The following is a 24566-nucleotide window of genomic DNA, read 5'->3' as shown; positions in this document are numbered from 1 at the left end:
AAAACGCACAGCATGCACCATTCGACAACTGCGGTGCCGCCGATGGCAACCCGTTTAGCCCAGAGGTTGCCACGATGTGAGACACACCTAAAACGGATGCCGCAGCATCCGCTGTGTAATTCAGCCGCCCGCACGGCCGCAACTGACCTCTTACTCGACGAGGAGTAATCATGACCCAGACCATCCGCAATTCGACGCCAACACAAGAAACGGTCCTTCATAAGGGCCGGCTCGGCGTGATCGGTATCGTCTTCTTCGTCGTCGCGGCAGCCGCTCCCCTCGTCGGTATGACGGGTGCGGTGCCGGTGGCGATCGTGCTCGGCAACGGTGCGGCAGCGCCCGGTGCCTACGTGGTCGTCGGGCTCACCCTGCTGGTATTCAGCGTCGGCTACGCTGCCATGAGCCAGCGCGTCACCAACGCCGGCGCCTTCTTCGCCTACATCGGACGCGGTCTCGGCCGTCATCTCGGCACCGCGTCGGCGTTTGTGTCAATTCTGGCCTATCTGTCCATCCAGCTGGCCATCTATGGATTCTTCGGCGCCCTGATGGCTGGTCAGGTCGGCGTACTCCCCTGGTGGGCCTGGTCGATCCTGTCCTGGGGTGTGGTGACACTGCTCAGCCTGCTCAGCGTGGACGTCGGGGCCAAGGTGCTCGGCGTGCTCATGCTGCTGGAACTGACCGCACTGGTAGTCACGGCGATTGCCATTCTGATCGACGGCGGACCGGAAGGCATCAACTTCTGGGCCTCGTTCAACCCCGCCGCCATTGTCGCCGGGGGCCTGGCCGGTTCGGCCGGAATCGCCTTCGCATTCGCCTTTGCCTCATTCATCGGCTTCGAAGCCACCGCCATCTACGGTGAAGAATCAAAAGATCCGAAGACTGTAGTACCCCGCGCCACCTACCTCGCCGTCGTCGTCATCACCGTATTGTTCGGCCTGACCGCTTTCGCGATGGTGACCGGAATGGGCGCGTCGAGGGTGGTCGAGCAGACCGTCGAATTGTCGACGGTCGCGGGCGTCCCCTTGGCCGACCCTGCCGCGGTGTTGTTCGCGCTGGCCACCCAGTATGTCGGCCCATGGATGGCGACGGTCATGAGTATTCTCGTTCTGTCGAGCCTGTTCGCCGGGCTGCTGGCCTTTCAGAATGCGGCCGGCCGCTACCTGTTCGCGCTGGGTCGTGGCGGTGCGCTGCCCCGGCCGCTCAGCACGGTCAACGACCGTGGCGCACCGAGCACGGCGTCCATCGTCACCTCGGTCATCACCGGCATCGTGCTCGTGGTGTTTGCGGTGTTCCAACTCGACCCCATTCTCAACCTGTTCTACTGGTTCAGCGGCCTGTCGGTTATCGCGATCGTGCTCATCGAAATTCTGGTGAGCATTGCCATCATCGTCTACTTCCACCGCAATAAGGGCGCTGAAAACATCTTCCAGACGGTCATCGCCCCGGTACTGGCGACGGTCGGCCTGTTGCTCGGCGAATACCTGCTGATGAGCCACTTCGGGCTGCTCGCCGGTACCGTGGCCGACGGGGTCGACCCGACCACCACCTCCTGGGGCCTGAGCGCGATCGGCTGGGTACTCGTTGCCCTCCCATTCGCACTGTTGATCGGTGGTTTCGCCTTCTCCCGAATGCAGAACCACGAGAACGATAACCTCGTGCGCGATGTGCTGTCGTAGCTGATCGCCCGTCGCTGCACCCGGTGGCTCGAGCCGAAACTGCGGCCCGAGCGATGCTCGCACCTGACCTTTCTATCACCCACCACCGCACCCATCGAGGAGAACAAACATGGCCGATGCCAGCACCCCCGACCTGATTGTCACGGGCAAGATATTCACCAGCGATCCCGACAACGAGTGGGTCGAGGCATTCGCCGTGACCGACGGCATGATCACTGCCGTCGGCAGCGAATCCGAGCTGCGCGGCCTCGCCGGGGCGACGACGGAGATTATCGAATCCCCCAGTGGCCTCGTCTTGCCCGGCTTCAGCGACGGACATTCCCACCTCGGCTTGGGCGGTGGCCAGGCCGCGTGGGAGATGCCGCTGCTGCCGACGGACACAAAAGGGGAGATCTTCGAGAAGGTGCGCGCGTGGGGCGCGAATCTTGCTCCAGACGAATGGATCATCGGCGGCATTGTCGGTGCCACCATCATGGACGACATCAAAAATGTTGCAGACCTCGCCTCCCTCGACGAGGCTGCCGGTGGCCATCCCGTGTTGTTGCGGGACGACTCGATGCACAACCGCTGGGTGAACTCCCGTGCGCTGGAGCTGATGGGCGTCGGCCCGGACACCCCCAACTCCGATGGTGGCGAATACGTGCGCGACGCAGCGGGTCGCCTCACCGGCGTGCTCTACGAACTCGCGTCAGCCGACGTCGAGGCCGCTGCCGATGCGTCAATGGTCGAACCGGATGCGCATAACAAAGTCTCAGTTCAGACCGCCCTGCGCATACTCAATTCGTACGGCATCACGTCGGTTCAGGACGCGGCGACCATGGCGTATTCCTGGAAGGCCCTCGGTGCACTCGAACAAGCGGGGGAAATCACAGCGTGGGTAGTCGGGTCGATGCCAACCCGGGGATTCATCGAGGCCGGAGTTGTGGGCGAGGAGCTGTTCACAATCGGAGCAGCGCACCGCAGCAAGCACGTGCGTCCCGACTTCGTGAAGTTCGTGCTCGATGGCGTGCCCATGACCCGCACCACGGCCATGCTGCGGCCGTACATTTGCCACGAGCACGAAGATCCAGAGTTCACCGGCACGTCGCTGTGGACTCTGGAAGACCTGGTCGCGAGCCTCGAGCTCTGCTACGAAAACGGTATGGGAGGTAAGTTGCACGCCACCGGCGATGCCTCTGTACGCCTGGTGCTCGACGCCGTTGAAATCGTGCGCAACAAGCTCGGCGACGGCCCGATTTTTCAGATCGCCCATGTGGAGTTCGTCGACCCCCTCGACGTGCCCCGGTTCGCCGCACTCGGCGTCGTGCCCGATGCGTCGCCGTACATCTGGTATCCCTCGGTCATCCAGGAAAGCATCGGCAAACAGATCCCCGACGCTACCGTGCAGAACAGTTGGCTAACCAAAGACATGCTCGATTCCGGGGCACTTCTGTCGGCCGGGTCTGACTGGCCATGCGTCTTGCCGACACCCGACCCGTGGGTCGGGCTGGAGACACTGGTCACCCGAAGAAACCCGGACCCCACAGTGGCGGGCATCCTCAATCCCGGCCAGCGGCTCACCGTTGCCGAGGCGATCGCAGTGTTCACGCGCAACCCGGCGGCGGCCATGGGGCTCGCCTCCGTAACCGGAATGATTCGACCTGGATTGTCCGCGGACTTCATCATGGTGGACCAGAACCTGTTCGAGGTCGACCCGTCGAGCATCCACCAAACCAAGGTGACCCAGACGTACTTCGAAGGCCGCAAGGTCTACGACGCGGCGCAGACCCTGGCCGTGGTTCCGACTCCGACTCCGGCGTAGTCGACGAACGAGTGACAGCAGGGCATTGCGCCGATCTGTGAGTTTGACCCCACCCGAACGTTGTCAGTTGAACGTCGTCAGCGGTTGAAACTCACGGGTCAGCGCCGTGGGGTGCGGCTTGAATCAGAAGTGGCCGCCCCCACCGCTATTGCCACCACCACCGAAGCCTCCGCCGCCGCCGCTATTGCCGCCACCGCCGAAGCCGCCGCCGCCGAAACCACCGCCGCCTCCGAATCCGCCGCCGAAGCCACCACCGCCCCGGCCGCCGCTCAACAGCGTGCCGATCAGGATGCCACCCAGCGCCGCACCCAGCGAGCCGTTTCTCCCGCGCGGGCCGCGACCGCCACCGCCACCGAAAAAGTCATCGCCGAAACCGTCGACGTCTTTGCGGGCAAGTGCATTCGCCTCGGCGGCGAGCGCGTTACCGCGCTGGGCGGCGGCGAGGGCCGCTTCGGGGTCGATGCTCGCCTGCGCTTCAGCGAGCGCGACGAAGCGGCCCGCCTCCGCCAGCCTGGTGCGTGGCTCCGCTCCGATCGCGCCGCGGCGCGCGCCAATGAAGTCTTCGGCGGCCGACACCTGACCTCGAGCGGCCAGCAGGGTCTGGTCGAGTGCCGCGCGCACCCGCCGCGCTCGCTCGCCGGCATCGCGCACCCCCTTGAGCACGGCATCCATCTGAGTATTGACCGACTCCAATCGCGCAGCAAGTTCGAGAGGATTGACCGCGCCCGCCGCGAGCCGGGTCTGCGTCTCGCTCAGACGCTGCTCGGTGAGTGCGATTACACCCGGGAGATTCGCACCGGCATCGGACTGGCTCGGAATGGATCGGGCGATTCTGAGGTCGTTCTCCAGATCGGCCACCAGAGGGGCGATACTCGCCACCGCCGCACCGAGGCTCGACGACAGCCGATCAATCGCCGCGAGCAACAGTTCGCCCTGATCGACGGATTCTTCGGCGGCACGGATGGCGACCGCGGCAGCACCCATGTCGGAGGCCGAAAGCCGAGCCGTGGCTTCGCTCAGGGCCTCGTTCGCGAAGGCGATACGTTCGCTGATCTGCGCCGGGTTGTCGGTGACCGTGGCGAGGGCCGCCTCGGTGTAGCGAGAAGCGAGGCCGGCCAGCTCCTCTTCGGCCTGAGGCACCCGGGACTGCAGTTCGGCGAGTTGTTGAGCAACGGATGCGGCCACCGCCGGTGCGTTTTTGGCGACCTGACGGAGTTCGTCGAAGTCAGCTGTTTGCTCGTCGAGCAACGCATTGGCGGCGGCGCAGAGCTGCCCGATTTCGCTGAACCAGGCCCGACGCTGCTCGTCGGTGTCGGGTTCGGCATCATCGAGTTTTTGTTGCAGGGTGAAGGCAGCCAGGAGCTTCTGCTGGGCCTCGGCGAGAGCTGTGTGGAATGGTTCGGTGGCGGCCTCACCATATTGGGCCGTCGCGAAGCCGAGCTCCTGCGCGCTGGTCTTGATGGCGTCGTCCGTGTGCACGAGTGCGCGCCCGGCTTCCTGACCGAGCTGCTCGGTGGGGATCTCCGGTTTGGGCTGAGCCACCGATGACACCCGACTACGCCGACGAACGAGGAAGAAGATCAGGCCGACCGCGACCAGCACGATCAGAATGATGATTATGGCCCCACTGCCGCTCCCACCAGACTGGCCCGTTTCCGGCTGAATCTGGCCGTCATCCGCGATGTCCTGGCTGCTATCGGGTTGGCTCTGGCCGGAAACTCCGACTTCGAGTCCGTCGGCGGCGGACAGCGCGGCGCCGGCCCAGTCGCTGTCGCGGAGGGCCGGTTCGATCCAATCCAGCTGCACACCGGAGAGTTCGGAATCGGTCAGGACAAAGCCCGGCGTGACGCGCACCTGATATTGCCGATCGTCAGTGGCCACCGCGAGGAGAATGTCGTTGGTACCCATGCCGTTTCGGCTGATCACTTCGTCAGCCCACTCTTCCCGGTCACTGGGGTTGGTGAAAGAGTCGACGTAGGCAACGAAGAGATCTATCTGCGTGTCTTGGTACAGCTGGTCAATCCGATCGGTGACCTCGGCCTCCTGGTCGCCGAGCACTCCGGCCGAGTCGATCACATGGCTCGCGCCGAAGTCCACCGGTGTGCTCGCCGAGGCCGCCGTCGAGACTCCGCCACCCAGAATGAGCGCAATCAGTCCCGCGCCCAGTGCCGCAAATATCCGCATCGCTCTACTCTCTCGCTCTCGATGACACGCTGCAGGGTCACCAGCATCTGAAACACCCGCCCTGACATCAACTTAAACCCGCTACCGTGCGGTGAATCCGTCATGACGGATGCCCCAGCGCACGACCCACTGCTCCCCCGGCTCCACCCAGCGCAGCCCCGCGCCGGAGTTGAAGGCGTTGGCGGGTGCCGTCATGGGCTCGATCGCGATGGCGAGGCCGCGCACGGGCTCCATAGAATCATTGCTGACCGGAAAGATTCTGGGTGTGAAGACCTGCACGTAGCGCATGTTCTCATCGCCCCAGAGAGTGAGGCTGCGGCCATCCGCTGCTGTGAGCGAATGCTCGCATCGATCGTTCGCCATGCTCACACCACCGAAGCCATCATCGAGGTCGAGATCGCCAACGGCGACGCCCGCGCGCAGGTCGAATCCGGTGGCGTCAACCGAGGTCTCACCGGTGGGATTTAGCCGATCATCCACATCGATGTGGGTCGCCGCGGCCACCCGCACGACCAGATCAGCCGTGGGAACGTCGCCAATCTTAAGAAACGGATGCGCCCCCACGGCCACCGGCGCCGGCGCCACCCCGACGTTTCGCACCCGATGGGTGACGTCGAGGCCGGTCTCCGTGAGCGAGTACGTCACCTCGGTTTCGAGGTGAAACGGATAGCCCGCCTGCGGAAACACCGTGGCTGCGAGTGTCACCGTGTCGCTCGAGCGCGACACTTCGCGATAGGGAGCGAAGCGCAACAGCCCGTGAATCGCGTTCTGCTTCCCCGGCTCGGTGAGCGCGAGCTGACGGGTGGTCCCGTTCTGCGTCCACCGGCCATCGCGAATGCGGTTCGGCCATGGCACGAGCACGATTCCGGCCGCCATCGGAGGTTGCACCGCCTCGTTGAAGGACTCCACCAGGTCTATGCCATTAATGGAATATGCCCGCAGGCCGGCCGCGACTTCGGTTACTACCGCGCGGGCGGTGCCGCTCGGCGACTGCAAGTTCAGCTCATACTGGGTTCCGGTGGGTGCGCGCATAGCGTCAGCCTACGGCCGCGAGTCGGGGTTGTGTTCAATTTCCGGCAGGAGCACGGTGAGCCCGACTTCGCGAAACGAGTCCAGCACTGCGGAATCCGCCGCCGCATCCGTAATGAGGGTATGGACCGCGCTCAGCGGGCCAACCAGGCCGAGGTGAACGTGGCCGAGCTTGGACCGATCGGCCACCACCACCACACGCTCGGCCGCAGCGAGCATGCGCGCCTTAACGCCGGCCTCAGGAAGGTTGACGTTCGTGACGCCACCCACAATGTCGACGCCATTGCAACCGATGAAAGCAAGGTCGGCATGTACCTGACTCAGTACCGTGCCGGCTAGCGGCTCGACGAGGGAGTGCTGCAACGGGCGCAACGATCCTCCGGTGACGATGACGGTGAACCGCGGAATAGCCCGTTCCAGTTCCAAGGCGATGTTGAGTCCGTTGGTGATGATGACAACGTCCTGCAGGTCTTCGCGGTCACAGAGTGCGCGAGCGATCGCGTGTGTCGTGGTACCCACATCCAGAATGACACTCTGCCCACTCCGCACGAGCCCGGCTGCGACCTGGGCGATTTGACGTTTGGGTATCGCGGAGGATTCCAGCGCTTCCTCAAACGAATGCTCGCGTTCCAGCCGCAAAGCCGCGTGCTCGCTCGGGGAGTGCGCCGGCACCGCCCCGCCATGCACTCGTCTCACGGCTCCCCGCAGCACGAGCGCATCGAGGTCAGCCCGGGCGGTCACCCCGGACACCCCAAAAGCGCTGCGCAGCTCGCTGACCCGCACGAATCCGCGTTCATCCACCAGTCGCTGCGCGTGCTCCCGCCGCACATGAGCGGGAAGCGGTTCGGCCGCAGGGTTGGGAGTCGAGTCGGTCGAAGTCATCTCTCAAGTATCGCTTATTTTCTTTTACCTTTCAATGTGAAATAGATGGTATCGATTAGGCAAGTTTGCTACTGTGGGCTCTGCCATGACGAACTCACTTTCCAACCACCCCCAATTTGTCGCCGATGAGCGCATCGCCCGGCAAACGTGCACACTCGCCGACGGGCGCGACCTGGTCTATTTCGATGACCCGGACACCGCCCTGCCGCCCGACCGAGCGCCCGACCTGCGAACGCCCACCGTGCGAGCAGCGACCGCAACCATGCGGCAAGACCCCCTCACCGGCGAGTGGGTCTCGATCGCGGCGAACCGCCAGAACCGCGTGTTCCTGCCGCCCGCCAGCCTGGACCCGCTCGCCCCGCAGTCCCCCGACAACCCGTCGGAGATTCCCAGTAACTACGATGTGGCGGTGTTCGAGAACAAGTCCCCGTCGTTCGGACCGCTCCTAGCGGATGCCTCCGACTCCGTCGATCTGCACGATCTCGACTCCATCGGAATCGGACGCACCCGTCGTTCCATCGGGCGCTGTGAAGTCGTCTGTTTCAGCCCCGAGCACGAAGGATCTTTTGGGAGCCTGTCCGTGACTCGCGCGCGAACCGTCATCGAGGCCTGGGCCGAACGCACCTCTGTGTTGTCGCGCCTACCGGGGGTCGAGCAAGTGTTCCCGTTTGAGAACCGCGGCGAGGCAATCGGCGTGACCCTGCGGCATCCGCACGGCCAGATCTATTCCTATCCCTATGTGACTCCGCGCACGCAGCGACTGACGGCCTCCCTGGACAACTATGGACCCACACTGTTCGCCGACATTCTGGCCAGCGAGCAAGCGAGTGACCGGGTGGTGCTTCGGGGAGAGCACTGGAGCGCGTTCGTGCCGTTTGCGGCCCGGTGGCCGATCGAAGTGCACATGCTGCCGCACCGCCACGTGCCCGACTTTGCCGAAACCACGCTGGCCGAACGCGACGAACTCGCCGTTCTCTATCGGCGGCTGCTGCGCGGCATCGATGCGATCTACTCGACACCCACTCCCTATATCGCCGCCTGGCATCAAGCGCCGGTGCGAGTACACCGCACCGATATTCGACTGATGCTGCAACTGACCAGCCCCCGGCGCGCCGAGGACAAATTGAAGTTTCTCGCAGGATCGGAGGCAGCGATGGGTGCCTGGATCGGAGATGTCACCCCGGAGGATGCCGCCGCCACGATTCGGGCCGCCATCGAGCGGGCAGCCGCGTCGGACTTAGAGCACGCCGACGATGCCACGGAGGCGAACGCATGACACTCTTCACCGGTGCGAACTCCGAGCTGAACCGCGCCGCCCACGCCGGATTCGAGAGTCGATTCCATCGCCCAGCGCACGACCTGTGGTCGGCGCCCGGTCGGGTCAACCTGATTGGTGAGCACACGGACTACAACGATGGGTTCGTGCTGCCGTTCGCGATCGACCGGCGCACGGTCGTGGCGCTGGCACCCCGACCTGACCGCATCGTTCGCGTGGCGAGCTCCTTCGCCGGTGACATCGTCGAGCTCACCCTCGACGAACTGGCGCCGGAGAATCTGCACGGCTGGTCCGCCTACCCGCTCGGGGTGGCGTGGGCGTTGGGCCAGTTCGGAGCCGACCTCACGACGGTATCCGGGTTCGACATCTACATCGACTCCGATGTGCCGGTTGGTGCCGGACTGTCCTCGTCGGCCGCAATCGAGAGCTCGGTCGCCCTGGCGCTGAACGAGGTGTGGGATCTCAATCTCGATCGACCGACCCTCGCCCGAGTGGGACAGCTCGCCGAAAACCGGGTCGTGGGAGCACCCACCGGCATCATGGATCAGTCGGCGTCGCTGCTCGGCCAGATCAACTCCGCGGTATTTCTGGATTGTCGCAGCCTGGAGGCTGAGATCATCCCCTTCGGTCTCGACGAGGCCGGCTTGGAACTCCTCATCATCGATACCCGAGTGAGCCACTCGCATGCCACGGGCGGATACTCCGCGCGGCGTCAATCGTGCGAGGCCGGAGCCCGATTGATGGGGGTGAAAGCTCTTCGCGATCTCAGTGTCGACGATCTCGACCGAGCGTCGACTGTGCTCGATGAGGAGACTTTTCGCCGGGTACGCCACATCGTCACCGAGAACCAGCGGGTACTCGACACCGTGCAGGTGCTGCGCGAGAGCGGATGCGCCGCGATTGGCGATCTGCTCGACGCCTCACATGTATCGATGCGCGACGACTTCGAGATTTCGGCACCGGAGTTGGACCTGGCCGTGGTGACCGCCCGGGGAGCCGGCGCGATCGGCGCGCGCATGACCGGAGGCGGATTCGGCGGTGCAGCAATCGCCCTGACCCCCACCGAACTCGTGCCCACGGTGACAACCGCGGTCCTGGCGGCCTTCACCCTGGCCGGCTTTGCAACACCTGACCTCTTCGTGGTGCACGCTGCCGACGGCGCTCATCGCGAGTGACGGCTGGGGACGGGGAGGGCTGAGGGACGGGAGGCCTGAGGGCTCGGACTAGGCTGGCGCCTATGACTGTCAACAGCGCCGCCCGAATCATCGTCCTGCCGCACACGCCGGCTCCGAGCATCGCGGAGACCGCGTTCGTCGCTCCCGGCGCCGTCATCGTCGGCAACGTCACCCTCGCCGATCGGGCCAGCGTCTGGTACAACTCCGTGCTGCGCGCCGAGCTGGAAGCCATCACGATCGGGGCCGGGTCAAACCTGCAGGACAACGTCTCCTGTCACGTCGACACCGACTTTCCGCTCACCCTCGGCACCGGTGTCTCCGTCGGGCACGGCGCCGTGCTGCACGGCTGCACGATCGAAGACAACGTGCTCGTGGGCATGGCCGCGACCGTTTTGAACGGTGCCGTCATCGGCACCGGATCGCTCGTGGCCGCCGGAGCCGTGGTGCTCGGCGGCACCATCGTACCGCCCGGTTCGCTCGTGGCCGGTGTTCCCGCCAAGGTGCGGCGCCCGCTCACCGACGACGAGATCGCGAGCATCCGTCACAACGCGCAGAACTACCTCGAACACACCGAGCTGCACCGCGCCGCTCTCGCCGAGTCGTAGCGGCGGAGAATGCCGGTTCGAACCGGCGAAAACGCCTATTTTCGCGCGATCATGCGCGAAATCTCGGCGGGTAGGTCCAGCCGCTCCGGTGACTCGGCTACGGCTACGGCTACGCCGACAGGGACTGCTCGGCGGCCTTAACCACGTTGGAGAGGAGCATGGCCCGCGTCATTGGGCCGACACCACGGGGGTTGGGCGAGAGGTGGCCGGCGACCGTAGCGACGTCGGGGTGCACGTCGCCGATCAGGCGGCTCTTGCCGGTGACCTCATCGATCACGCGGGTGATTCCCACATCGAGCACCGCGGCGCCCGGCTTGATCCAGTCAGCCTGCACCAGGTGCGGTACACCCACGGCGGCCACGACGATGTCGGCGCGGCGCACCTCGCCGGCCAGGTCAACCGTGCGGGAGTGGGTCAGCGTGACAGTCGCATCGAGGCCCTTACGGGTGAACAACAGGCCGAGCGGACGCCCGACGGTGAGCCCACGACCGACCACGACAACCTTCTTGCCCACGATCGGCACGTCGTAGCGGCGCAACAGTTCCACGATTCCGGCCGGGGTGCAGGGCAACGGTGAACGCAGCTCGCCTTCGATGCCCAGCACGAGACGCCCCAGGTTGGTCGGGTGCAGGCCGTCGGCATCCTTCGACGGATCGATGAGCTCCAGCATGGCGTTCTCATTGTGGCCGACCGGCAACGGCAGCTGAATGATGTAACCGGTCACCTCGCGGCTGTTGTTGAGGTCATTGATGGCGGAGCGCACATCGGCGCTCGTCGCCGAGCCGGGCAGGTCGATGCGCAGCGATTCGATGCCGACCTCGGCGCAGTCGCGGTGTTTGCCCGCGACGTAGGTCTCGGAACCCGGATCGTTGCCCACGAGCAGGGTGGCCAGGCCGGGCACGACGCCGTGCGCGCGCAGGGCAGCAATGCGGTCACGCAGCTCGGCCTTGATGTCCGACGCGGTTTTGACCCCGTCGAGTGTGATTGCCGTCATCATGGTTCCCTACTGTCGTGGTTCAGATCGGTGCTGTGCTGCGGTTCCCTCTGCCCGGGCCCGGGCCCGGACAGCGGACACATCGCGCGGGGTGACGCACGGGCAACCGCGAGGAGACGGATGCCGCCGGCCGGGCCAGCGGCATCCGCTTTCGAAACGGTTGCGTTACTGCTCGAGGCCGGAGTACAGCGGGAAGGCCTGGGTGAGCACGCCGACGCGGCTGCGAAGCGCGGCAATGTCGGCGCCGGGCTTGAGAGCCTCGGCGATGATGTCGGCCACCTCGGTGAACTCGGTGTCGCCGAATCCGCGGGTGGCGAGGGCGGGCGTGCCGATACGGAGGCCGCTGGTGACCATCGGCGGACGCGGGTCGAACGGAACCGAGTTGCGGTTCACGGTGATGCCCACCTCGTGCAGGGCATCTTCGGCCTGCTGGCCATTGATTTCGGAGTGACGCAGATCGGCGAGCACGAGGTGCACGTCGGTGCCGCCGGTGAGCACGTCGATGCCGTGCGCGCGCGAGTCGTCGGCGGTGAGGCGGTCGGCGAGAATGCTGGCCCCGCGCAGGGTGCGCTCCTGACGTTCCTTGAATTCGGGCTCGGCGGCGAGCTTGAACGCGGTGGCCTTGGCGGCGATCACGTGCATGAGCGGCCCGCCCTGCTGACCCGGGAACACGTTGGAGTTGAGCTTCTTGGCCAGCGCCATGTCACGCGACAGGATGAATCCCGAGCGCGGGCCGGCAAGCGTCTTGTGCACGGTGCTCGACACGACGTCGGCGTAGGGCACGGGCGAGGGGTGCAGACCGGCGGCAACGAGTCCGGCAAAGTGCGCCATGTCGACCCAGAGCAGTGCGCCGACCTCGTCGGCGATGGAGCGGAAGGCTTCGAAGTCGAGGTGACGCGGGTAGGCCGACCAACCGGCGATGATGACCTTCGGCTTGCTCTCGAGGGCCTTGTCGCGCACGACGTTCATGTCGACGCGGAAGGTTTCGGGGTCAACCCCGTAAGCAACCGGGTTGTACAGCTTGCCCGAGAAGTTGAGCTTCATGCCGTGGGTGAGGTGACCGCCGTGGGCCAGCTCAAGACCGAGGATGGTGTCGCCGGGCGTGGCGATGGCGGAGAGCACAGCGGCATTGGCGGTCGCGCCGGAGTGCGGCTGCACGTTCGCGTAGGCGGCACCAAACAGGCTCTTGGCGCGATCGATGGCGAGCTGTTCGGCAACGTCAACGTATTCGCAGCCACCGTAGTAGCGGCGGCCCGGGTAGCCCTCGGCGTATTTGTTGGTGAGTACCGAGCCCTGCGACTGCAGCACGGCGCGCGGAACGAAGTTCTCGCTGGCGATCATTTCGAGGTAGTCACGCTGGCGACCGAGCTCTTGCTCAAGCACGGCGGCGATCTCGGGGTCGACGACCGAGAGCGGTTCGTTGAAAGTCGACTTCACTGCGTTGTTTGACTGCACAGTGGTGGCGGAATCAGGCACGGAGTTCTCCTTAGAGGTGGATGTTGCGGCCCAGGCGTGCGGCCACTAACCGTGTCAGTCGCTCCCCGATGGTGACCCATCTTCGTGCTACGCCAGTTGCGACTCGTTTAGCATACCAGTCGGTGCGCGGCTCGGGGAGGCAGCCCGGCACCAGAAGCGGATGCTCCGGGCCCACCTTATGCAAGCGGGCCCAGTATTTATCATGGGCCCGGTTTCCGGGCCCGGGCCCGGTGCAGTTTTAGGGGGCGCGCAGTTCGTCCACGATGAGCAGGTCGGCGCGCAGGTGCTCGGTGGTATACGCAGCGCGGCCCACCAGGTGCGCGGCCATCGGTGCCGTAAGCGCCTGAAAGACCACGATCGCAACGACGAGCGTCACGGTGCCGACCGAGAAATTGTTGATGGCGACATCCGCGGTCACGGCCATGAGACCGAAGATCTGCGGCTTGGTCGCGGCGTGCAGCCTCGACAACACGTCGGGAAAGCGGATGAGCCCGATGCCGGCGGCGAGGCACATGGCGGCGCCGGCGAGCACGAGAACAGCGGTCAACACGTCGTGCACAATGGCGCTCATCGGGTCACGGCCAGACCGGTCGGGCCCAGACGGGTCAGGCCCAGACGGGTCAGGCACAAGACGGCGCTCATGCGCTGTCCCGAGCGGGCAGAAAGCGGGCGACGCTGAGCGAACCCAGCACCGCGAACAGCGCCAGCACGAGCAGCACTGGCAGGTTGTCGGTGTGCCGGTTCAGGGCCATCTCGGCGCCGAGGGCGCAGATGAGCGTCGCGACGAGCACATCCGACGCGATGACGCGGTCGAGTACGCTCGGGCCGACGACGATGCGGTACACGGCCAGGATCGCCCCGACCGCGAACATGACACCGGCAACCCCGGCCACAATTTGCATCATGACGATCCCTTTCCCTTGGTTCGCGCGGCGCGGCGGGCGGTCAGGCGGTTCTCGGGCAGTACCCCACGCATCCGCTCGACGTCTTCGTACGAGCCGAAGCCGCGCACGATGCGTCGCTCGGTGTCGAGCACACGCCGCCGAAACCGCTCGATATCGCGGGCGCTGTGCATGTTCAGCACGTGCAAAAACAGGATCGATGATTCCCGGTCGATGTCGACCACGATCGAGCCGGGCACGATCGAGGTGGCGACACCGGTCCAGGTGAGAATGAGGTCGCTGCGGGTGCGCAGACGAATCTTCAGGATCGCATTGCTCGTGACCAGCCGCGGCTTCACCGCCAGCCAGGACACCTCGATCGAGGCCCGCGCAATGTCCACGATCAGCCGCACAAAAAATATCACGGTGTGCAGCGGATGCAGGCGCCCGCTCAGCTGCACCGGCACGAGATAGAACGCGACGGTCACGATCATGCCCACAACGAACCCGACAAGCAGGTTCAGCCAGGAGAACTCACCCCAGAGCAGCATCCACAGCACGGTCAGTGCGATCAGCGGTGGAATCTGGTTGCCGACGGCTTCCAGACGTTCGTGCTTGGTGGTCATCGGGCACCGCCCTCGAAGTTTGTGCCCACGTTACTCTCGGCAATCGACCCGGTTCCGTTCGGGAATACGGCGTCGATGTAGGTCGACGGCGAGCCGATGTTGCCGGCGGCCCGGGTGGTCAGGTCGAAGATCGGACCGGCGAAAATTGTCAGGCCCAGGGTCAGCACGAGCATGGAAGCCGTCGTGCCGACCATGAGCGGCGATACTGTCTTCTTGAGCACGATGCCCTCGTCTTGCGGGTCTTCCACGAGCGACGCGGACATCGACGAGGTGTAATTCTTCACCTGCTGCTTCGGCCGCCAGAACGCCAGGTTCCACGCTCGAGCCAGCGCGTACAGGGTGAGGAGCGAGGTCAGCGCTCCGACCGCGATCAGCACGTAGATGATGGGCTCGCCGACAATCGTGCCGGCTTGAAAGAGGGCGATCTTGCCCAGAAAGCCGGAGAACGGCGGGATGCCGCCGAGGTTGAGCGCGGCGAGAAAGAACAGAACGGCCACGAGCGGTGCCGATTTCAGCAGCCCGCCCAGGCGCGACAGCGACGTCGTGCCCCCCACCCGGTCGATGAGCCCCGCTGCCAGAAACAGGGTCGTCTGAACGGTGATGTGGTGCACGACGTAGAAGATGGTCGCCGCGATGGCCAACGGGGTTCCGATCGCAATGCCGAACAGCATGTAGCCGATGTGGCTGACCAGGGTGAACGAGAGCAGTCGCTTGATGTCGGCCTGGGCGAGTGCGCCCAGAATGCCCACTATCAGGGTCAGTGCCGCCACGACCATGAGCGGCCTGGAGAACTGGTTGTCGGGAAAGAACAGGGTCTGGGTGCGCAGGATTGCGTAGACGCCCACCTTGGTGAGCAGTCCGGCGAACACGGCCGTGACCGGTGCGGGCGCGGTCGGGTAAGAGTCAGGCAGCCAGAATGACATCGGAAACACGGCGGCCTTGACCCCGAAGGCGATCAGCAGCAGCAAGCCGAGGATCAGCTGGATGTCGCCGGGGAGGTCCGGCATCCGCTCGGCGATGAGGGCGAGGGTGACCGTTCCGGTCGCGCCGTAGATGAGGGCGATCGCGCTGAGGAACAGCAGCGACGACACCAGGCTGACCACGATGTAGGTGATGCCGACGCGGATGCGGGCTCCCGTGCCGCCAAGCGTCAGCAGCACGTAGCTCGCCGAGAGCAGCATCTCGAAACCGACGTACATGCTGAACAGGTCACCGGCCACGAAGGCGTTGAACAGTCCGGCGGCCAGAACGAGATAGGTCGGGTGAAAAATCGACACCGGCGCTTCGGTGTCGCCGTCAACGATGCCCTGGCCGACCGCGAACAGCAGCACTCCGAGCAACATCAGTGCCGAAATGAGCAGCATGATCGCCGAGAGTCGATCGACGACGAGCACAATGCCCCACGGCGCTTCCCACCCGCCGACCTGCACCACCGCCGGACCGATCTGGTCGACGAGGGCGAGGAGCACCGCGCTCATCACCGTTGCCGCCGCCAGGCTCGTCACGCTCACAATCACCTGCAGGCGACGACGCTGGCCCAGCATGAGCGTGATCGCCGCACCGAGCAGCGGCAGACACACGATGAGGGGCACCAGAGCGGTCATCGGTTCCCCCGATCGGGCCCGGGCGCTTTGCGAGCGGATGCTCCGGCGCGGCCGACAGCATCCGCCGAACGGGCCGGGTTCGCTGCATGGTTCGTGGTGTCTTCATCGCTCGTGGCGCCGTCGCCCCGCTCGAGTTCGTCGAGCGATTCGGCGATCGCGTCGTCATCGTCGGATGAGGAACGGAAGGTGGCGTCAGCCTCATCGGCGCTCTCGGCGGCGTGCTCATCGGTGAGCGTATCGCCCTCGTCCCCAAGCTGGGCCAGCCACCAGGAACGGTAGATGAGCGCGAGCAGCAGTGCGGTGATTCCGAAATTGATCACGATCGCGGTCAGCATCAGTACCTGGGGAATCGGGTCGACCATGTCCGCAGCGCTCGTGTCAGTGACGATCGGTGAGCTGCCCGGCCGCCCGCTCATGATGAAAATGAGCAGGTTGGTAGCGTTGCCGACGAGCAGAAAACCGATCAGCACCCGGGTGAGGCTGCGTTCGAGCATCACATAGACGCCGGCCGCATACATGACCGCCATCAGGATGACGAGGGTGAGCGAGGCGCTCATCGGGGGACCTCTTCAGTTGTCGTGGCGGGCGTCGTGGCGGGCGTGGTGGCGGGCGTGGGTGCCTCCACGTTGATCGGGGGTTCGGGTGTGGGCCGCAGGCCGTTCTCGGCCGACTCACTCTGCCGGTCGATTTCGCTGCCGAGGCTGCGCAGAATGTCATAGGTAAGGCCGATAACGACGAGGTACACGCCGATGTCGAAGATGGTCGACGTGCCGAATGACAGGTCGCCGAGCACCGGCACGGTCGCCGTGAAGTACGCCGACTCCAGCGGGATGCCGTCGAAGAACAGCGAGATGACGCTCATGCCGACGGCGAGAATCACACCGAGGCCGAGAATCTTGCCCGGGTCGATCGGAGCCGCTTCGCTCAGCTCGTAGCGTCCGCCGGCCAGATACCGCGACACGAGGGCCAGGCCCGCGAGCAGTCCGCCGGCGAACCCGCCGCCGGGCAGATTGTGGCCGGCGAAGAGCAGGTAGATCGACACGATCATCGCGGGATGGAACAGGAGCCGCACGAGCACCTCGATCAGAATCGACCGGCTCTGCTGCGGGTTCTTGCGACCGGCGAGCAGGAAAGCCTGCCGGGTGACGGCATGGCCCTCGCTCGAGAACTCGGGGTCGGCGACGACCCGGCGACGGTTGGCGCCGGAGCGCAGGCGGCGGGATTCTTTGAGTCGCGGCACGCTGGAATTTCGACCCGACACGAAAAGCAGGCTCGCGACACCGGTCGCCACCACGATGAGCACCGACACCTCGCCCATGGTGTCCCAGGCACGAATATCCACGAGCATCACGTTGACGATGTTGTCGCCGTGCCCATCGTCGACCGAGAGCTGGGGCAGGGCGCCGGCGATGCTCTCAAACTGGCGAGCACCGAGGGCGATGAAGCCGATCGTGCCCATCACCAACCCCACCAGGCTGCCGATCAGCAGGCGACGTTTGCGGCGCACCGGCTTATTGTGCTGGGCGATATTCGCCGGCAGGCGGCGCAACACGAGCACAAAGATCACGAGGGTGATCGATTCGACGAGTGCCTGGGTGAGGGCGAGATCGGGCGCGCCGTGAAAGGCGAACAGGGCGACGAGGCCGTACCCGGTGACGCCGGCGAGGATGACCGCGGTCATCCGCTGCCCGACCCGAGCCGCCAGCACCGCACAGATCGCCATGATCAGGGCGATCAACACCTGGCCCGGGTAATCCCAGAGCACGATCGTGTCCGGCCAGGTGCGGTTGACGAAGGCCGCGAACCCGAGGGCCAACACGAAAACGCTGAGGATAGTGCCGAGGTACTGCGGCAGTCCGCCCTGCTGGGCGAAGTGGGTGACCCGGGCGGCGACGCGATCAACGCCGCGAATGGCTTTGCCGTAGCCACGGCCGGCGTCAATGTAATCAGGAACCTTCGATTGCAGCCGTGCCACCCCACGGCGGGTCCCGAACAATACCCCACCGAGCAGCAGCACGACCGCGCTGATATACAGGGCCGGTTCCAGCCCGTGCCACAGAGCGAGATGGTAGGGCGGCTCGGTGAGGCTACCGGCGCCCGGAACTGTATTGGCGTAGGGCGCGAGCAGAGGGTCGAGGGCTGAGGCGAACAGTCCGAGTGCGATGGTGGCGATGGTGAGCACGCCGGGGGCGAACAAGGTGTCCCACGGGCTCGCGTGCAGCACGGTGTCGCGCTGCTTTTTGCGGGTTCCGAAGGCACCCCAGAAAAAGCGGATGCTGTACGCGACCGTGAGCACGGAACCGACGGCGGTGCCGATCAGCGCGACGTAGCCCCAGCCGGATCCCCCCACCCCGGCATCGAGCAGGGAGGTGAACACGGCCTCCTTGGCGACGAAACCGAACAGCGGCGGCAGGCCCGCCATGGATGCGACCGCGACAAGGGCGATGACGGCGAGAGCCGGCGCGCTGCGTCCAACGCCGCTGAGCTTGCGCCAGTCACGGGTGCCGGCCCGGTGATCGATGACCCCGACGACGAGAAACAGGGTGGCCTTATAGAGTGCGTGTGCGAGGAGCAGGGCGGCGCCGGCGAGGGCGGTGTCCCGGGTGTTGAAACCGATCGCGATCATGAGAAAACCCAGCTGGCTGACCGTACCGTAGGCCAGCAGCAGCTTGAGGTCGTATTGGCGCAGGGCCCGCCAGGCTCCAACCACCATGGTCCAGACGCCGAGGGTGACGAGTACGGGCAACCAGCCGGCGCTCTCGGCATAGCCGGGAGCAAGGCGAGCAACAATGTAGATGCCAGCCTTGACCATGGCGGCGGCATGCAGGTAGGCACTCACCGGGGTCGGTGCGGCCATAGCGGCCGGCAGCCAGAAGTGGAACGGCACGAGCGCCGATTTGGAGAGCGCTCCGACCAAAATGAGCAGAACTGCCCACGTGCCCATGGTGTTCGTCACCGGATTGGCCACGATGTAGGCGAGGCTCGTCGTACCGGCGGCGACCGAGATCATCACGACGCCCACGAGCATGACCAGACCGCCGAATGTTGTCACGATCAAGGCCTGCAGGGCGGCGCCGCGACTCTCCCGCTTGTGGGTGTAGTGCCCGATCAACAGGTAAGAGAGCACGCTCGTGATCTCCCAGAACATGAACATGATCACGAGGTCATCGGCCGTGACCAGACCGTACATGGTACCGGCGAAGGCGAGCAGCAGGGCGGAGAACCGGCCGAGGCTCGGTTCGTCATCGGTGAAATAGCGGGCACAATAGACCAGCACGAGGGCGCCGATACCGGTGACGACGAGGGCGAGCAGCCAGGCCAGCGTGTCAACGCGAAAAGACAGATTGATGCCGAGCTGGGGAATCCACGGAATCGACTGGGTGACGGCCCCACCCGCCGTGACCGCGGCGGTCTGGGTCAGCGTGTACGCAAACGCGCCGGCCGGGAGCAGGGCGATGAGGTAGAACACTCGCGTTCCCAGCCGCCGGGTGAGCCAGGGCGTGAACACCGACAACACGACAAACGCGAGGAGGAACGAAACCATGCGTCCTCCAGGCTTGTCAGGTCGGGGTGTGAAGGTCTATTCTAACCGCCGATGGGCGACACTCTTGCCTGCACCGGTCAGATCAACCGGATCAGGCGCGCTGGCGCCGCCGCATGATCAGGTCGGTGACCAGCACGAGCGCAAGCGCCAGAACGAGCAGACCCAGGTAAACCAGCGGCACGAGTCCCAGCCCGACCGATTCGATGAGCACCGCTCCAAGCAATGCGCCCCCGCCGATTCCGGCGTTGAACGCGGTGGTGTAGAAGGCCGAAGCCGTGTCGCGGATCCCCGGGGACGCGGCGTGCAGCATCCGCGTTTGCAGCAGGGGAGGCAAGGTGCCAAACGCCATGCCCCATAAGACAAAAGCGACAAGAGCGACCGGCAGGGTCGCGCTGAACAGCGCGAGCAGCGTGACGCTGACGGCGCTCGCACCGAGTCCGAGCACGAGCCCGAGGGTGGGTCGCGGGCCGAAGACTGTTCCCACCAGCAACAGTCCGACCGCGCCGGCGATGCCGTAGGCAAACAGGAGCGGGGCCAGCTGTCCCAGTCCGACACCGAGCTCGTCGAGAAGGAACGGAGCGATGTAGGTGTAGAAGCTGTAGTGGCCGACCATGGTGATGCCCGTGATGAAGCAGATCAGCACGACGGCCGGAATGGTCGAGTCTCGGCGGCCGACCGGCGCAGCGGGGGCATCCGCTGTAGAAGTGCTCGTGGCTGTGCTCGTGGAATGGCGTGCGACCGGGGGCAGAAACTTCCAGACCAGGGCGGCGCCGACCAGCATGAGTACGCCGAGGGCAACGAAGGAGAGGCGCCAGCCGAGCACGTGGCCGGCCGCGGTGCCCAGCGGCACGCCGAAGACGAAGGCGAGTGTGCCGCCGGCGACGGTAATCGACACGGCGCGACCGATCTGCGCCTTGGGCACGAGGTGGCCCGCGTAGGCGCCGACCACCGACCAGAACAGGCCGTGGGCGATTCCGCCGAGCACGCGCGCGGCGACGACAAGCTCGTAGGTCGGTGCGATCGCGGTCAGCATGCTGCTGATCGCAAAGACGATGAGCACGATGATGATGAGGCCGTGGCGCGGAAACCGTCGGGTCATGATCGCGACCGGCGCGCTCGTGATGACGACGGTGAAGGCGAACCAGGAGACGAGGAGCCCGATCTGGCTCTGGGCGACGCCAAGACTTGCGCTCATCTCCGGGAGCAGGCCGGTCGGCAGCATTTCGGATGTGACCGAGAGAAAAACGGCGGCGGCGAGGGTGATCAAACCGATCCAGGGGAACGGCGGCGTGGGTGCGGCCGGTGTTGATCTGGACGTCGGAGGTGTGGTCGTCGTGGCAGGCGCTTCCGAGCCGCGCGGAACGGTGGGCAGAAAGATATTGGCGGTATTGGTCATTACGGCACTCATACTGGTGATTCGGCGGGCATCCGGTCGAACATTCGCACCGAAGCCGGCTGCGCGCCGACGTGCGCGCCCGGGGCCGGCTTGTTCAGCGCGACCAAGCGCGAGTCTACCCGACCCCGCTGAGGCGTCAATCGATTGTGCCGGCTCGCGTGCACGGGCACGGATTTCTCCGCAGCCTTGCACCCGACACGGGTGGAAGGCAGCGGATGCACCCGCTGGTCCCGAAGCATCCGTCTGCGTCCCGGTATTCTGGTCGAATGACTTCTTCGACCCCGCATCACTGGGTAATCACTCTCGTCTGTGCCGACCAGCCTGGAATCGTGCACGCTGTCAGTGGCGCGATCGTGCAGGCCCGGGGCAATATCGAGGAGAGCCAGCAGTTTTCCAGCGATGACACCGGCCGTTTTTTCATGCGCCTGCAGGTGCAGTCGCCGGCTACCCGGTCCGAGCTCGAGTCCGCGCTGTCACCCGTGATCGACCGCTACTCGATGGCGTCGATCATCGATGTCGTCGGGCGTCCGTTGCGCACGCTCGTACTCGCGTCCTCGGCCGGACACTGCGTGAACGACCTGTTGTTTCGCCAGCGTGGCGGCCAGTTGCCGGTCGAGATTCCGCTCGTGCTCAGCAATCACGGCACGCTGCGCGACCTCGTGGGGTTTTACGGGGTGCCGTTTGAGTCGTTGCCGATCACGGATGCCGACAGCAAAGCCGCCTTCGAGGCCCGCGTGATCGAGGCGGTGGACGAACTCGACATCGAACTCGTCGTGCTCGCCCGGTACATGCAGATTCTCTCGCCCGAGCTCTGCGACCGGTTGAACGGCCGCGCGATCAATATTCACCACTCGTTCCTTCCCGGGTTCAAGGGAGCCAATCCCTACCGTCAGGCGCACGCTCGCGGCGTGAAGCTCATCGGGGCGACCGCCCACTTCGTGACGGGCAACCTCGACGAGGGACCGATCATCGAGCAGAACGTGGTGCGGGTTGATCACTCGCGCACCCCGGCGGAGCTCGTATCGATCGGACAAGACGAAGAGAGCCGCACGCTCACCCAGGCGGTGAAGTGGTTCGCCGAGAACCGGGTACTGCTCGACGGGGCCCGCACCATCATCTTCAAGTAGCCCCCGCTGTTTCTTGTGCCCGGGCCCGGGCCCGGAAAGCGGGCCCATGATCTATCGTTGGCCCAGTTGCCGGGCCCGGGCCCGGCAAGCGACGGACACGGGGATCGCTAGGATTGACGGGTGACAGATACGCGCGAACTACCGAAAATCGGCCCCAACGACATGCTCCGGTTCGTGCTCGAACTCTTCGCCTTCGTCAGCCTCGGCATCTGGGGCTTCGCGGCTTGGCCGCTGCCCTGGCCGGGCATACTTGTCGGCCTCGTCACCCCCGCCTTCGCCATTCTGGTCTGGGCGCTGTTTCGGTCGCCCAAGGCCGTTTTCCGCCTCGATGCGTTCGGCAAAGCCTTCATAGAGATCGCCATCTTCGGCTCCGCCGCCATCGCCTGGTGGGACCTCGGCTTTCCCATCATCACCGCGATCTTCGCCGTCGTGGCCACCGTCAGCGGCGTCATCTCCGGACGCAAAGAACTCCGCTAGCCTGCGCGCGAGTGCAAAAGTGCCTGATCAAGGGTGCCAAACAGCTACTTTTGCGCCCGTGCGCTAGAGCCACGACGCAGCCACGGCTATATCCGCTTGCGTGATGCCGTGGGTGCCGGGGCGCAGGTGCTGACGCACGCGGGCGCCGCGCTCATGCAGCAGGGTCGCCAGCTTCTGCACACTCGCCAGCGGTGCCATCGGGTCGCTTCGACCGTTCACGAGCAACACAGCGGATGCCGTGAGATCGCTCACCGCAAGCCGCGCGTCGAGCGCACCCCCGGCAGCCACCGTGCTCGCCCCTGCGCTCCCGGCGGCCGAATGCGAACCTGCCGGCACCCGATCGAGCGGATGCATTCCGGAAAAAGCGATCACCCGTGGCAGCACTGCGGGGTGCAACAGTGCCGTCGCGAGGGCGATGTTGGCGCCGTTCGAGAAGCCGACGGCCACGAGCGGGCGCTTACCGAGTTCGTACTGATTCCGCGCCCAGACCAAAAACCCGGCGAGGTCATCGGCGCGTCGCGCCACGTCAGCGGTGTCAAAGACACCCTCTGATACCCGACGAAACCAGCGGTTGAGCCCGTTCTCCTGCACGCGTCCGCGCGGCGCCAGCACGGCGGCGTTCGGGTTGAGCGCTGCGGCCAGACCGCTGATCTCCCGCTCATTGCCGCCGGTTCCGTGCAGCATCACCAACACGGGCGCGTCAGCTGCCCCCGGCCGAAACAGGTGCGGCCACGCGGCTTCCGGTGCCACGGCAGGCGTCGGCGCGTTCATTCGGCGACCGTGGCGACCGACACCGCAGCATCCGTTATCGCCGGGTTGTTCTCCGGCGGCAATGCGAGCGGCGCGACCGCTCTCTCAATGGCCTCGCGGCTCGGTTCGAGCCACGGCGGAAGCTTAAGCGACCGGCCCAGCTCCAGCAACGGCTCGTCGATGTCGAAACCGGGAGTGTCCGTGGCGATTTCAAACAGCACACCGCCCGGTTCGCGAAAGTAGATCGAGGTGAAGTATTGGCGGTCGAGAATAGCGGTCACGCCGTAGCCTCGTTCCACGAGCTGCTCACGCCATTGCGCCTGCGTGGCCCGGTCGGGCACCCGAAACGCCACGTGGTGCACGGTTCCGCCGGCGGTGAGTCCCGGCTGACCGGCGGGGTCGGCGAGCACGTCAACGAGGTTGCCCGCCGCGCCGTCGCCGGCGCCCACACGGATGCGACCATCCGCTTCCGCGATGACGTGCATGCCGAGATCGGTCGTGAGCACCTGCACGGTCTTCGCCGGGTCGGCCACGGTAAGCACCGAAGAGTGCTGCCCACGCACCGCAAACTCGGCGGGTACGGATGCAGAATCCCACGGATTCCGCGGATCCACGGTCGACGACGCCACCAGGTCGAGCTGCAAACCGTCGGGGTCACGCAGGGAAAGCCGCTCCTCGTGCGACGAGCGCCCGGTCACCTCCGATTCCACTCCGAGCTTGGCGAAATGGGTCTTCCACCAGCCGAGGCTGCCGGACGGAACGGAGAATGCGGTCGTCGTCGACTGGCCGGAGCCGGTGCGCCCGCTGCGAATGCCGGTCCACGGAAAGAAGGTGAGCAGCGATCCCGGCCGTCCGGAGTCGTCGCCGTAGTAGAGGTGGTACGTGCCCGGGTCGTCGAAGTTGACGGTTTTCTTGACCAGACGCAGGCCCAGCCCGGTCACATAAAAGTCGATATTGCGCTGCGGGGCGCCCGCGATCGCGGTGACGTGGTGCAGTCCGGTGGTCTGGACGTTCATGAGGTCCTCTTCCTGGAAAGTCGATTGGTTGATATTCATGCAAACGC

At 65.5% G+C, this 24566-nt stretch carries 21 protein-coding genes and 1 riboswitch; of the genes, 7 read left to right on the top strand and 14 right to left on the bottom strand.

Going from position 1 to position 24566, the window contains the following annotated elements; genetic code table 11:
* Window positions 1-170 precede the first annotated feature (170 nt).
* Together QMK22_RS01050 and QMK22_RS01045 are read left to right on the top strand one after the other, a co-directional pair.
* Complete coding sequence (locus tag QMK22_RS01050) at window positions 171-1676, top strand: APC family permease (protein ID WP_283495766.1); 1506 nt, start codon at window positions 171-173, stop codon at window positions 1674-1676.
* Between the two features lie 109 nt (window positions 1677-1785).
* Complete coding sequence (locus tag QMK22_RS01045) at window positions 1786-3477, top strand: amidohydrolase (RefSeq protein WP_283495765.1); 1692 nt, start codon at window positions 1786-1788, stop codon at window positions 3475-3477.
* A 123-nt stretch (window positions 3478-3600) separates the two neighbouring features.
* Here the strand turns inward: QMK22_RS01045 and QMK22_RS01040 are convergent, their stop codons facing one another.
* The 3 genes from QMK22_RS01040 to QMK22_RS01030 form a co-directional block, all read right to left on the bottom strand.
* A complete protein-coding gene (locus tag QMK22_RS01040) occupies window positions 3601-5661 on the bottom strand; it encodes a TPM domain-containing protein (RefSeq protein WP_283495764.1) in 2061 nt (686 codons plus the stop codon).
* An 81-nt stretch (window positions 5662-5742) separates the two neighbouring features.
* Window positions 5743-6693 carry an aldose 1-epimerase family protein gene (locus QMK22_RS01035; RefSeq protein ID WP_283495763.1) on the bottom strand — a complete coding sequence of 317 codons (951 nt, stop codon included), beginning with the start codon at window positions 6691-6693 and terminating at the stop codon, window positions 5743-5745.
* Between the two features lie 9 nt (window positions 6694-6702).
* On the bottom strand, window positions 6703-7572 hold the full coding sequence (locus tag QMK22_RS01030) for a DeoR/GlpR family DNA-binding transcription regulator (protein WP_283495762.1): 870 nt from the start codon (window positions 7570-7572) through the stop codon (window positions 6703-6705).
* An 85-nt stretch (window positions 7573-7657) separates the two neighbouring features.
* On the opposite strand from QMK22_RS01030, the gene galT reads away from it, so the two are divergent.
* From galT to QMK22_RS01015, 3 genes are all read left to right on the top strand, one after another.
* Window positions 7658-8848: a galactose-1-phosphate uridylyltransferase gene (galT, locus tag QMK22_RS01025; protein ID WP_283495761.1), complete on the top strand. Its 1191-nt coding sequence runs from the start codon at window positions 7658-7660 to the stop codon at window positions 8846-8848.
* The gene (gene galK, locus QMK22_RS01020; protein WP_283495760.1) at window positions 8845-10023 is read left to right on the top strand and encodes a galactokinase; all 1179 of its coding nucleotides are present in this window, start codon (window positions 8845-8847) and stop codon (window positions 10021-10023) included. Before galT ends, galK begins: the two co-directional genes overlap by 4 nt.
* Window positions 10024-10085: 62 nt before the next feature.
* Window positions 10086-10628, top strand: coding sequence for a gamma carbonic anhydrase family protein (locus tag QMK22_RS01015; protein ID WP_283495759.1), 543 nt, complete (start codon window positions 10086-10088; stop codon window positions 10626-10628).
* Window positions 10629-10737: 109 nt separating this feature from the next.
* Here the strand turns inward: QMK22_RS01015 and QMK22_RS01010 are convergent, their stop codons facing one another.
* The 9 genes from QMK22_RS01010 to QMK22_RS00970 all read right to left on the bottom strand — a co-directional run bounded on the left by QMK22_RS01010 (window position 10738) and on the right by QMK22_RS00970 (window position 21149).
* Window positions 10738-11622, bottom strand: a complete 885-nt coding sequence (locus QMK22_RS01010; RefSeq protein WP_283495758.1) for a bifunctional methylenetetrahydrofolate dehydrogenase/methenyltetrahydrofolate cyclohydrolase — start codon at window positions 11620-11622, stop codon at window positions 10738-10740.
* A gap of 165 nt (window positions 11623-11787) precedes the next feature.
* Window positions 11788-13098, bottom strand: coding sequence for a serine hydroxymethyltransferase (gene glyA, locus QMK22_RS01005; RefSeq protein WP_502856791.1), 1311 nt, complete (start codon window positions 13096-13098; stop codon window positions 11788-11790).
* 21 nt (window positions 13099-13119) lie between these two features.
* Window positions 13120-13208, bottom strand: a riboswitch (ZMP/ZTP riboswitch).
* Window positions 13209-13336: 128 nt separating this feature from the next.
* Complete coding sequence (gene mnhG, locus QMK22_RS01000) at window positions 13337-13669, bottom strand: monovalent cation/H(+) antiporter subunit G (protein WP_283495757.1); 333 nt, start codon at window positions 13667-13669, stop codon at window positions 13337-13339.
* Window positions 13670-13736: 67 nt separating this feature from the next.
* On the bottom strand, window positions 13737-14003 hold the full coding sequence (locus tag QMK22_RS00995; protein WP_349360372.1) for a monovalent cation/H+ antiporter complex subunit F: 267 nt from the start codon (window positions 14001-14003) through the stop codon (window positions 13737-13739).
* Window positions 14000-14605, bottom strand: coding sequence for a Na+/H+ antiporter subunit E (locus QMK22_RS00990; protein ID WP_283495756.1), 606 nt, complete (start codon window positions 14603-14605; stop codon window positions 14000-14002). The genes QMK22_RS00995 and QMK22_RS00990 overlap by 4 nt, the downstream gene beginning before the upstream one ends.
* Window positions 14602-16209: a Na+/H+ antiporter subunit D gene (locus QMK22_RS00985; protein ID WP_283495755.1), complete on the bottom strand. Its 1608-nt coding sequence runs from the start codon at window positions 16207-16209 to the stop codon at window positions 14602-14604. The genes QMK22_RS00990 and QMK22_RS00985 overlap by 4 nt, the downstream gene beginning before the upstream one ends.
* A complete protein-coding gene (locus QMK22_RS00980; protein ID WP_283495754.1) occupies window positions 16206-16766 on the bottom strand; it encodes a sodium:proton antiporter in 561 nt (186 codons plus the stop codon). The genes QMK22_RS00985 and QMK22_RS00980 overlap by 4 nt, the downstream gene beginning before the upstream one ends.
* Window positions 16763-19753 carry a Na+/H+ antiporter subunit A gene (locus QMK22_RS00975; RefSeq protein WP_283495753.1) on the bottom strand — a complete coding sequence of 997 codons (2991 nt, stop codon included), beginning with the start codon at window positions 19751-19753 and terminating at the stop codon, window positions 16763-16765. The genes QMK22_RS00980 and QMK22_RS00975 overlap by 4 nt, the downstream gene beginning before the upstream one ends.
* A 91-nt stretch (window positions 19754-19844) precedes the next feature.
* The gene (locus QMK22_RS00970) at window positions 19845-21149 is read right to left on the bottom strand and encodes an MFS transporter (protein WP_283495752.1); all 1305 of its coding nucleotides are present in this window, start codon (window positions 21147-21149) and stop codon (window positions 19845-19847) included.
* A 266-nt stretch (window positions 21150-21415) separates the two neighbouring features.
* On the opposite strand from QMK22_RS00970, the gene purU reads away from it, so the two are divergent.
* Together purU and QMK22_RS00960 are read left to right on the top strand one after the other, a co-directional pair.
* Window positions 21416-22276 carry a formyltetrahydrofolate deformylase gene (purU, locus tag QMK22_RS00965; RefSeq protein ID WP_283495751.1) on the top strand — a complete coding sequence of 287 codons (861 nt, stop codon included), beginning with the start codon at window positions 21416-21418 and terminating at the stop codon, window positions 22274-22276.
* Window positions 22277-22396: 120 nt separating this feature from the next.
* Window positions 22397-22753 carry a YrdB family protein gene (locus tag QMK22_RS00960; protein WP_283495750.1) on the top strand — a complete coding sequence of 119 codons (357 nt, stop codon included), beginning with the start codon at window positions 22397-22399 and terminating at the stop codon, window positions 22751-22753.
* Window positions 22754-22816: 63 nt separating this feature from the next.
* Here the strand turns inward: QMK22_RS00960 and QMK22_RS00955 are convergent, their stop codons facing one another.
* Both QMK22_RS00955 and QMK22_RS00950 read right to left on the bottom strand, forming a co-directional pair.
* A complete protein-coding gene (locus QMK22_RS00955) occupies window positions 22817-23524 on the bottom strand; it encodes an alpha/beta hydrolase (protein WP_283495749.1) in 708 nt (235 codons plus the stop codon).
* The gene (locus QMK22_RS00950; RefSeq protein ID WP_283495748.1) at window positions 23521-24519 is read right to left on the bottom strand and encodes a ring-cleaving dioxygenase; all 999 of its coding nucleotides are present in this window, start codon (window positions 24517-24519) and stop codon (window positions 23521-23523) included. The genes QMK22_RS00955 and QMK22_RS00950 overlap by 4 nt, the downstream gene beginning before the upstream one ends.
* Window positions 24520-24566: the final 47 nt, after the last annotated feature.

The sequence above is a fragment of the Cryobacterium sp. PH29-G1 genome (assembly GCF_030063365.1).
Lineage (GTDB): Bacteria > Actinomycetota > Actinomycetes > Actinomycetales > Microbacteriaceae > Cryobacterium.
This window is presented reverse-complemented; position numbering and strand designations above follow the sequence as displayed.

Coding starts and splice junctions, on each gene's coding strand:
- QMK22_RS01050 (WP_283495766.1), top strand. CDS start 171: ATGACCCAGACCATCCGCAATTCGACGCCAACACAAGAAACGGTCCTT.
- QMK22_RS01045 (WP_283495765.1), top strand. CDS start 1,786: ATGGCCGATGCCAGCACCCCCGACCTGATTGTCACGGGCAAGATATTC.
- QMK22_RS01040 (WP_283495764.1), bottom strand. CDS start 5,661: ATGCGGATATTTGCGGCACTGGGCGCGGGACTGATTGCGCTCATTCTG.
- QMK22_RS01035 (WP_283495763.1), bottom strand. CDS start 6,693: ATGCGCGCACCCACCGGAACCCAGTATGAGCTGAACTTGCAGTCGCCG.
- QMK22_RS01030 (WP_283495762.1), bottom strand. CDS start 7,572: ATGACTTCGACCGACTCGACTCCCAACCCTGCGGCCGAACCGCTTCCC.
- galT (WP_283495761.1), top strand. CDS start 7,658: ATGACGAACTCACTTTCCAACCACCCCCAATTTGTCGCCGATGAGCGC.
- galK (WP_283495760.1), top strand. CDS start 8,845: ATGACACTCTTCACCGGTGCGAACTCCGAGCTGAACCGCGCCGCCCAC.
- QMK22_RS01015 (WP_283495759.1), top strand. CDS start 10,086: ATGACTGTCAACAGCGCCGCCCGAATCATCGTCCTGCCGCACACGCCG.
- QMK22_RS01010 (WP_283495758.1), bottom strand. CDS start 11,622: ATGACGGCAATCACACTCGACGGGGTCAAAACCGCGTCGGACATCAAG.
- mnhG (WP_283495757.1), bottom strand. CDS start 13,669: ATGAGCGCCATTGTGCACGACGTGTTGACCGCTGTTCTCGTGCTCGCC.
- QMK22_RS00995 (WP_349360372.1), bottom strand. CDS start 14,003: ATGATGCAAATTGTGGCCGGGGTTGCCGGTGTCATGTTCGCGGTCGGG.
- QMK22_RS00990 (WP_283495756.1), bottom strand. CDS start 14,605: ATGACCACCAAGCACGAACGTCTGGAAGCCGTCGGCAACCAGATTCCA.
- QMK22_RS00985 (WP_283495755.1), bottom strand. CDS start 16,209: ATGACCGCTCTGGTGCCCCTCATCGTGTGTCTGCCGCTGCTCGGTGCG.
- QMK22_RS00980 (WP_283495754.1), bottom strand. CDS start 16,766: ATGAGCGCCTCGCTCACCCTCGTCATCCTGATGGCGGTCATGTATGCG.
- QMK22_RS00975 (WP_283495753.1), bottom strand. CDS start 19,753: ATGGTTTCGTTCCTCCTCGCGTTTGTCGTGTTGTCGGTGTTCACGCCC.
- QMK22_RS00970 (WP_283495752.1), bottom strand. CDS start 21,149: ATGACCAATACCGCCAATATCTTTCTGCCCACCGTTCCGCGCGGCTCG.
- purU (WP_283495751.1), top strand. CDS start 21,416: ATGACTTCTTCGACCCCGCATCACTGGGTAATCACTCTCGTCTGTGCC.
- QMK22_RS00955 (WP_283495749.1), bottom strand. CDS start 23,524: ATGAACGCGCCGACGCCTGCCGTGGCACCGGAAGCCGCGTGGCCGCAC.
- QMK22_RS00950 (WP_283495748.1), bottom strand. CDS start 24,519: ATGAACGTCCAGACCACCGGACTGCACCACGTCACCGCGATCGCGGGC.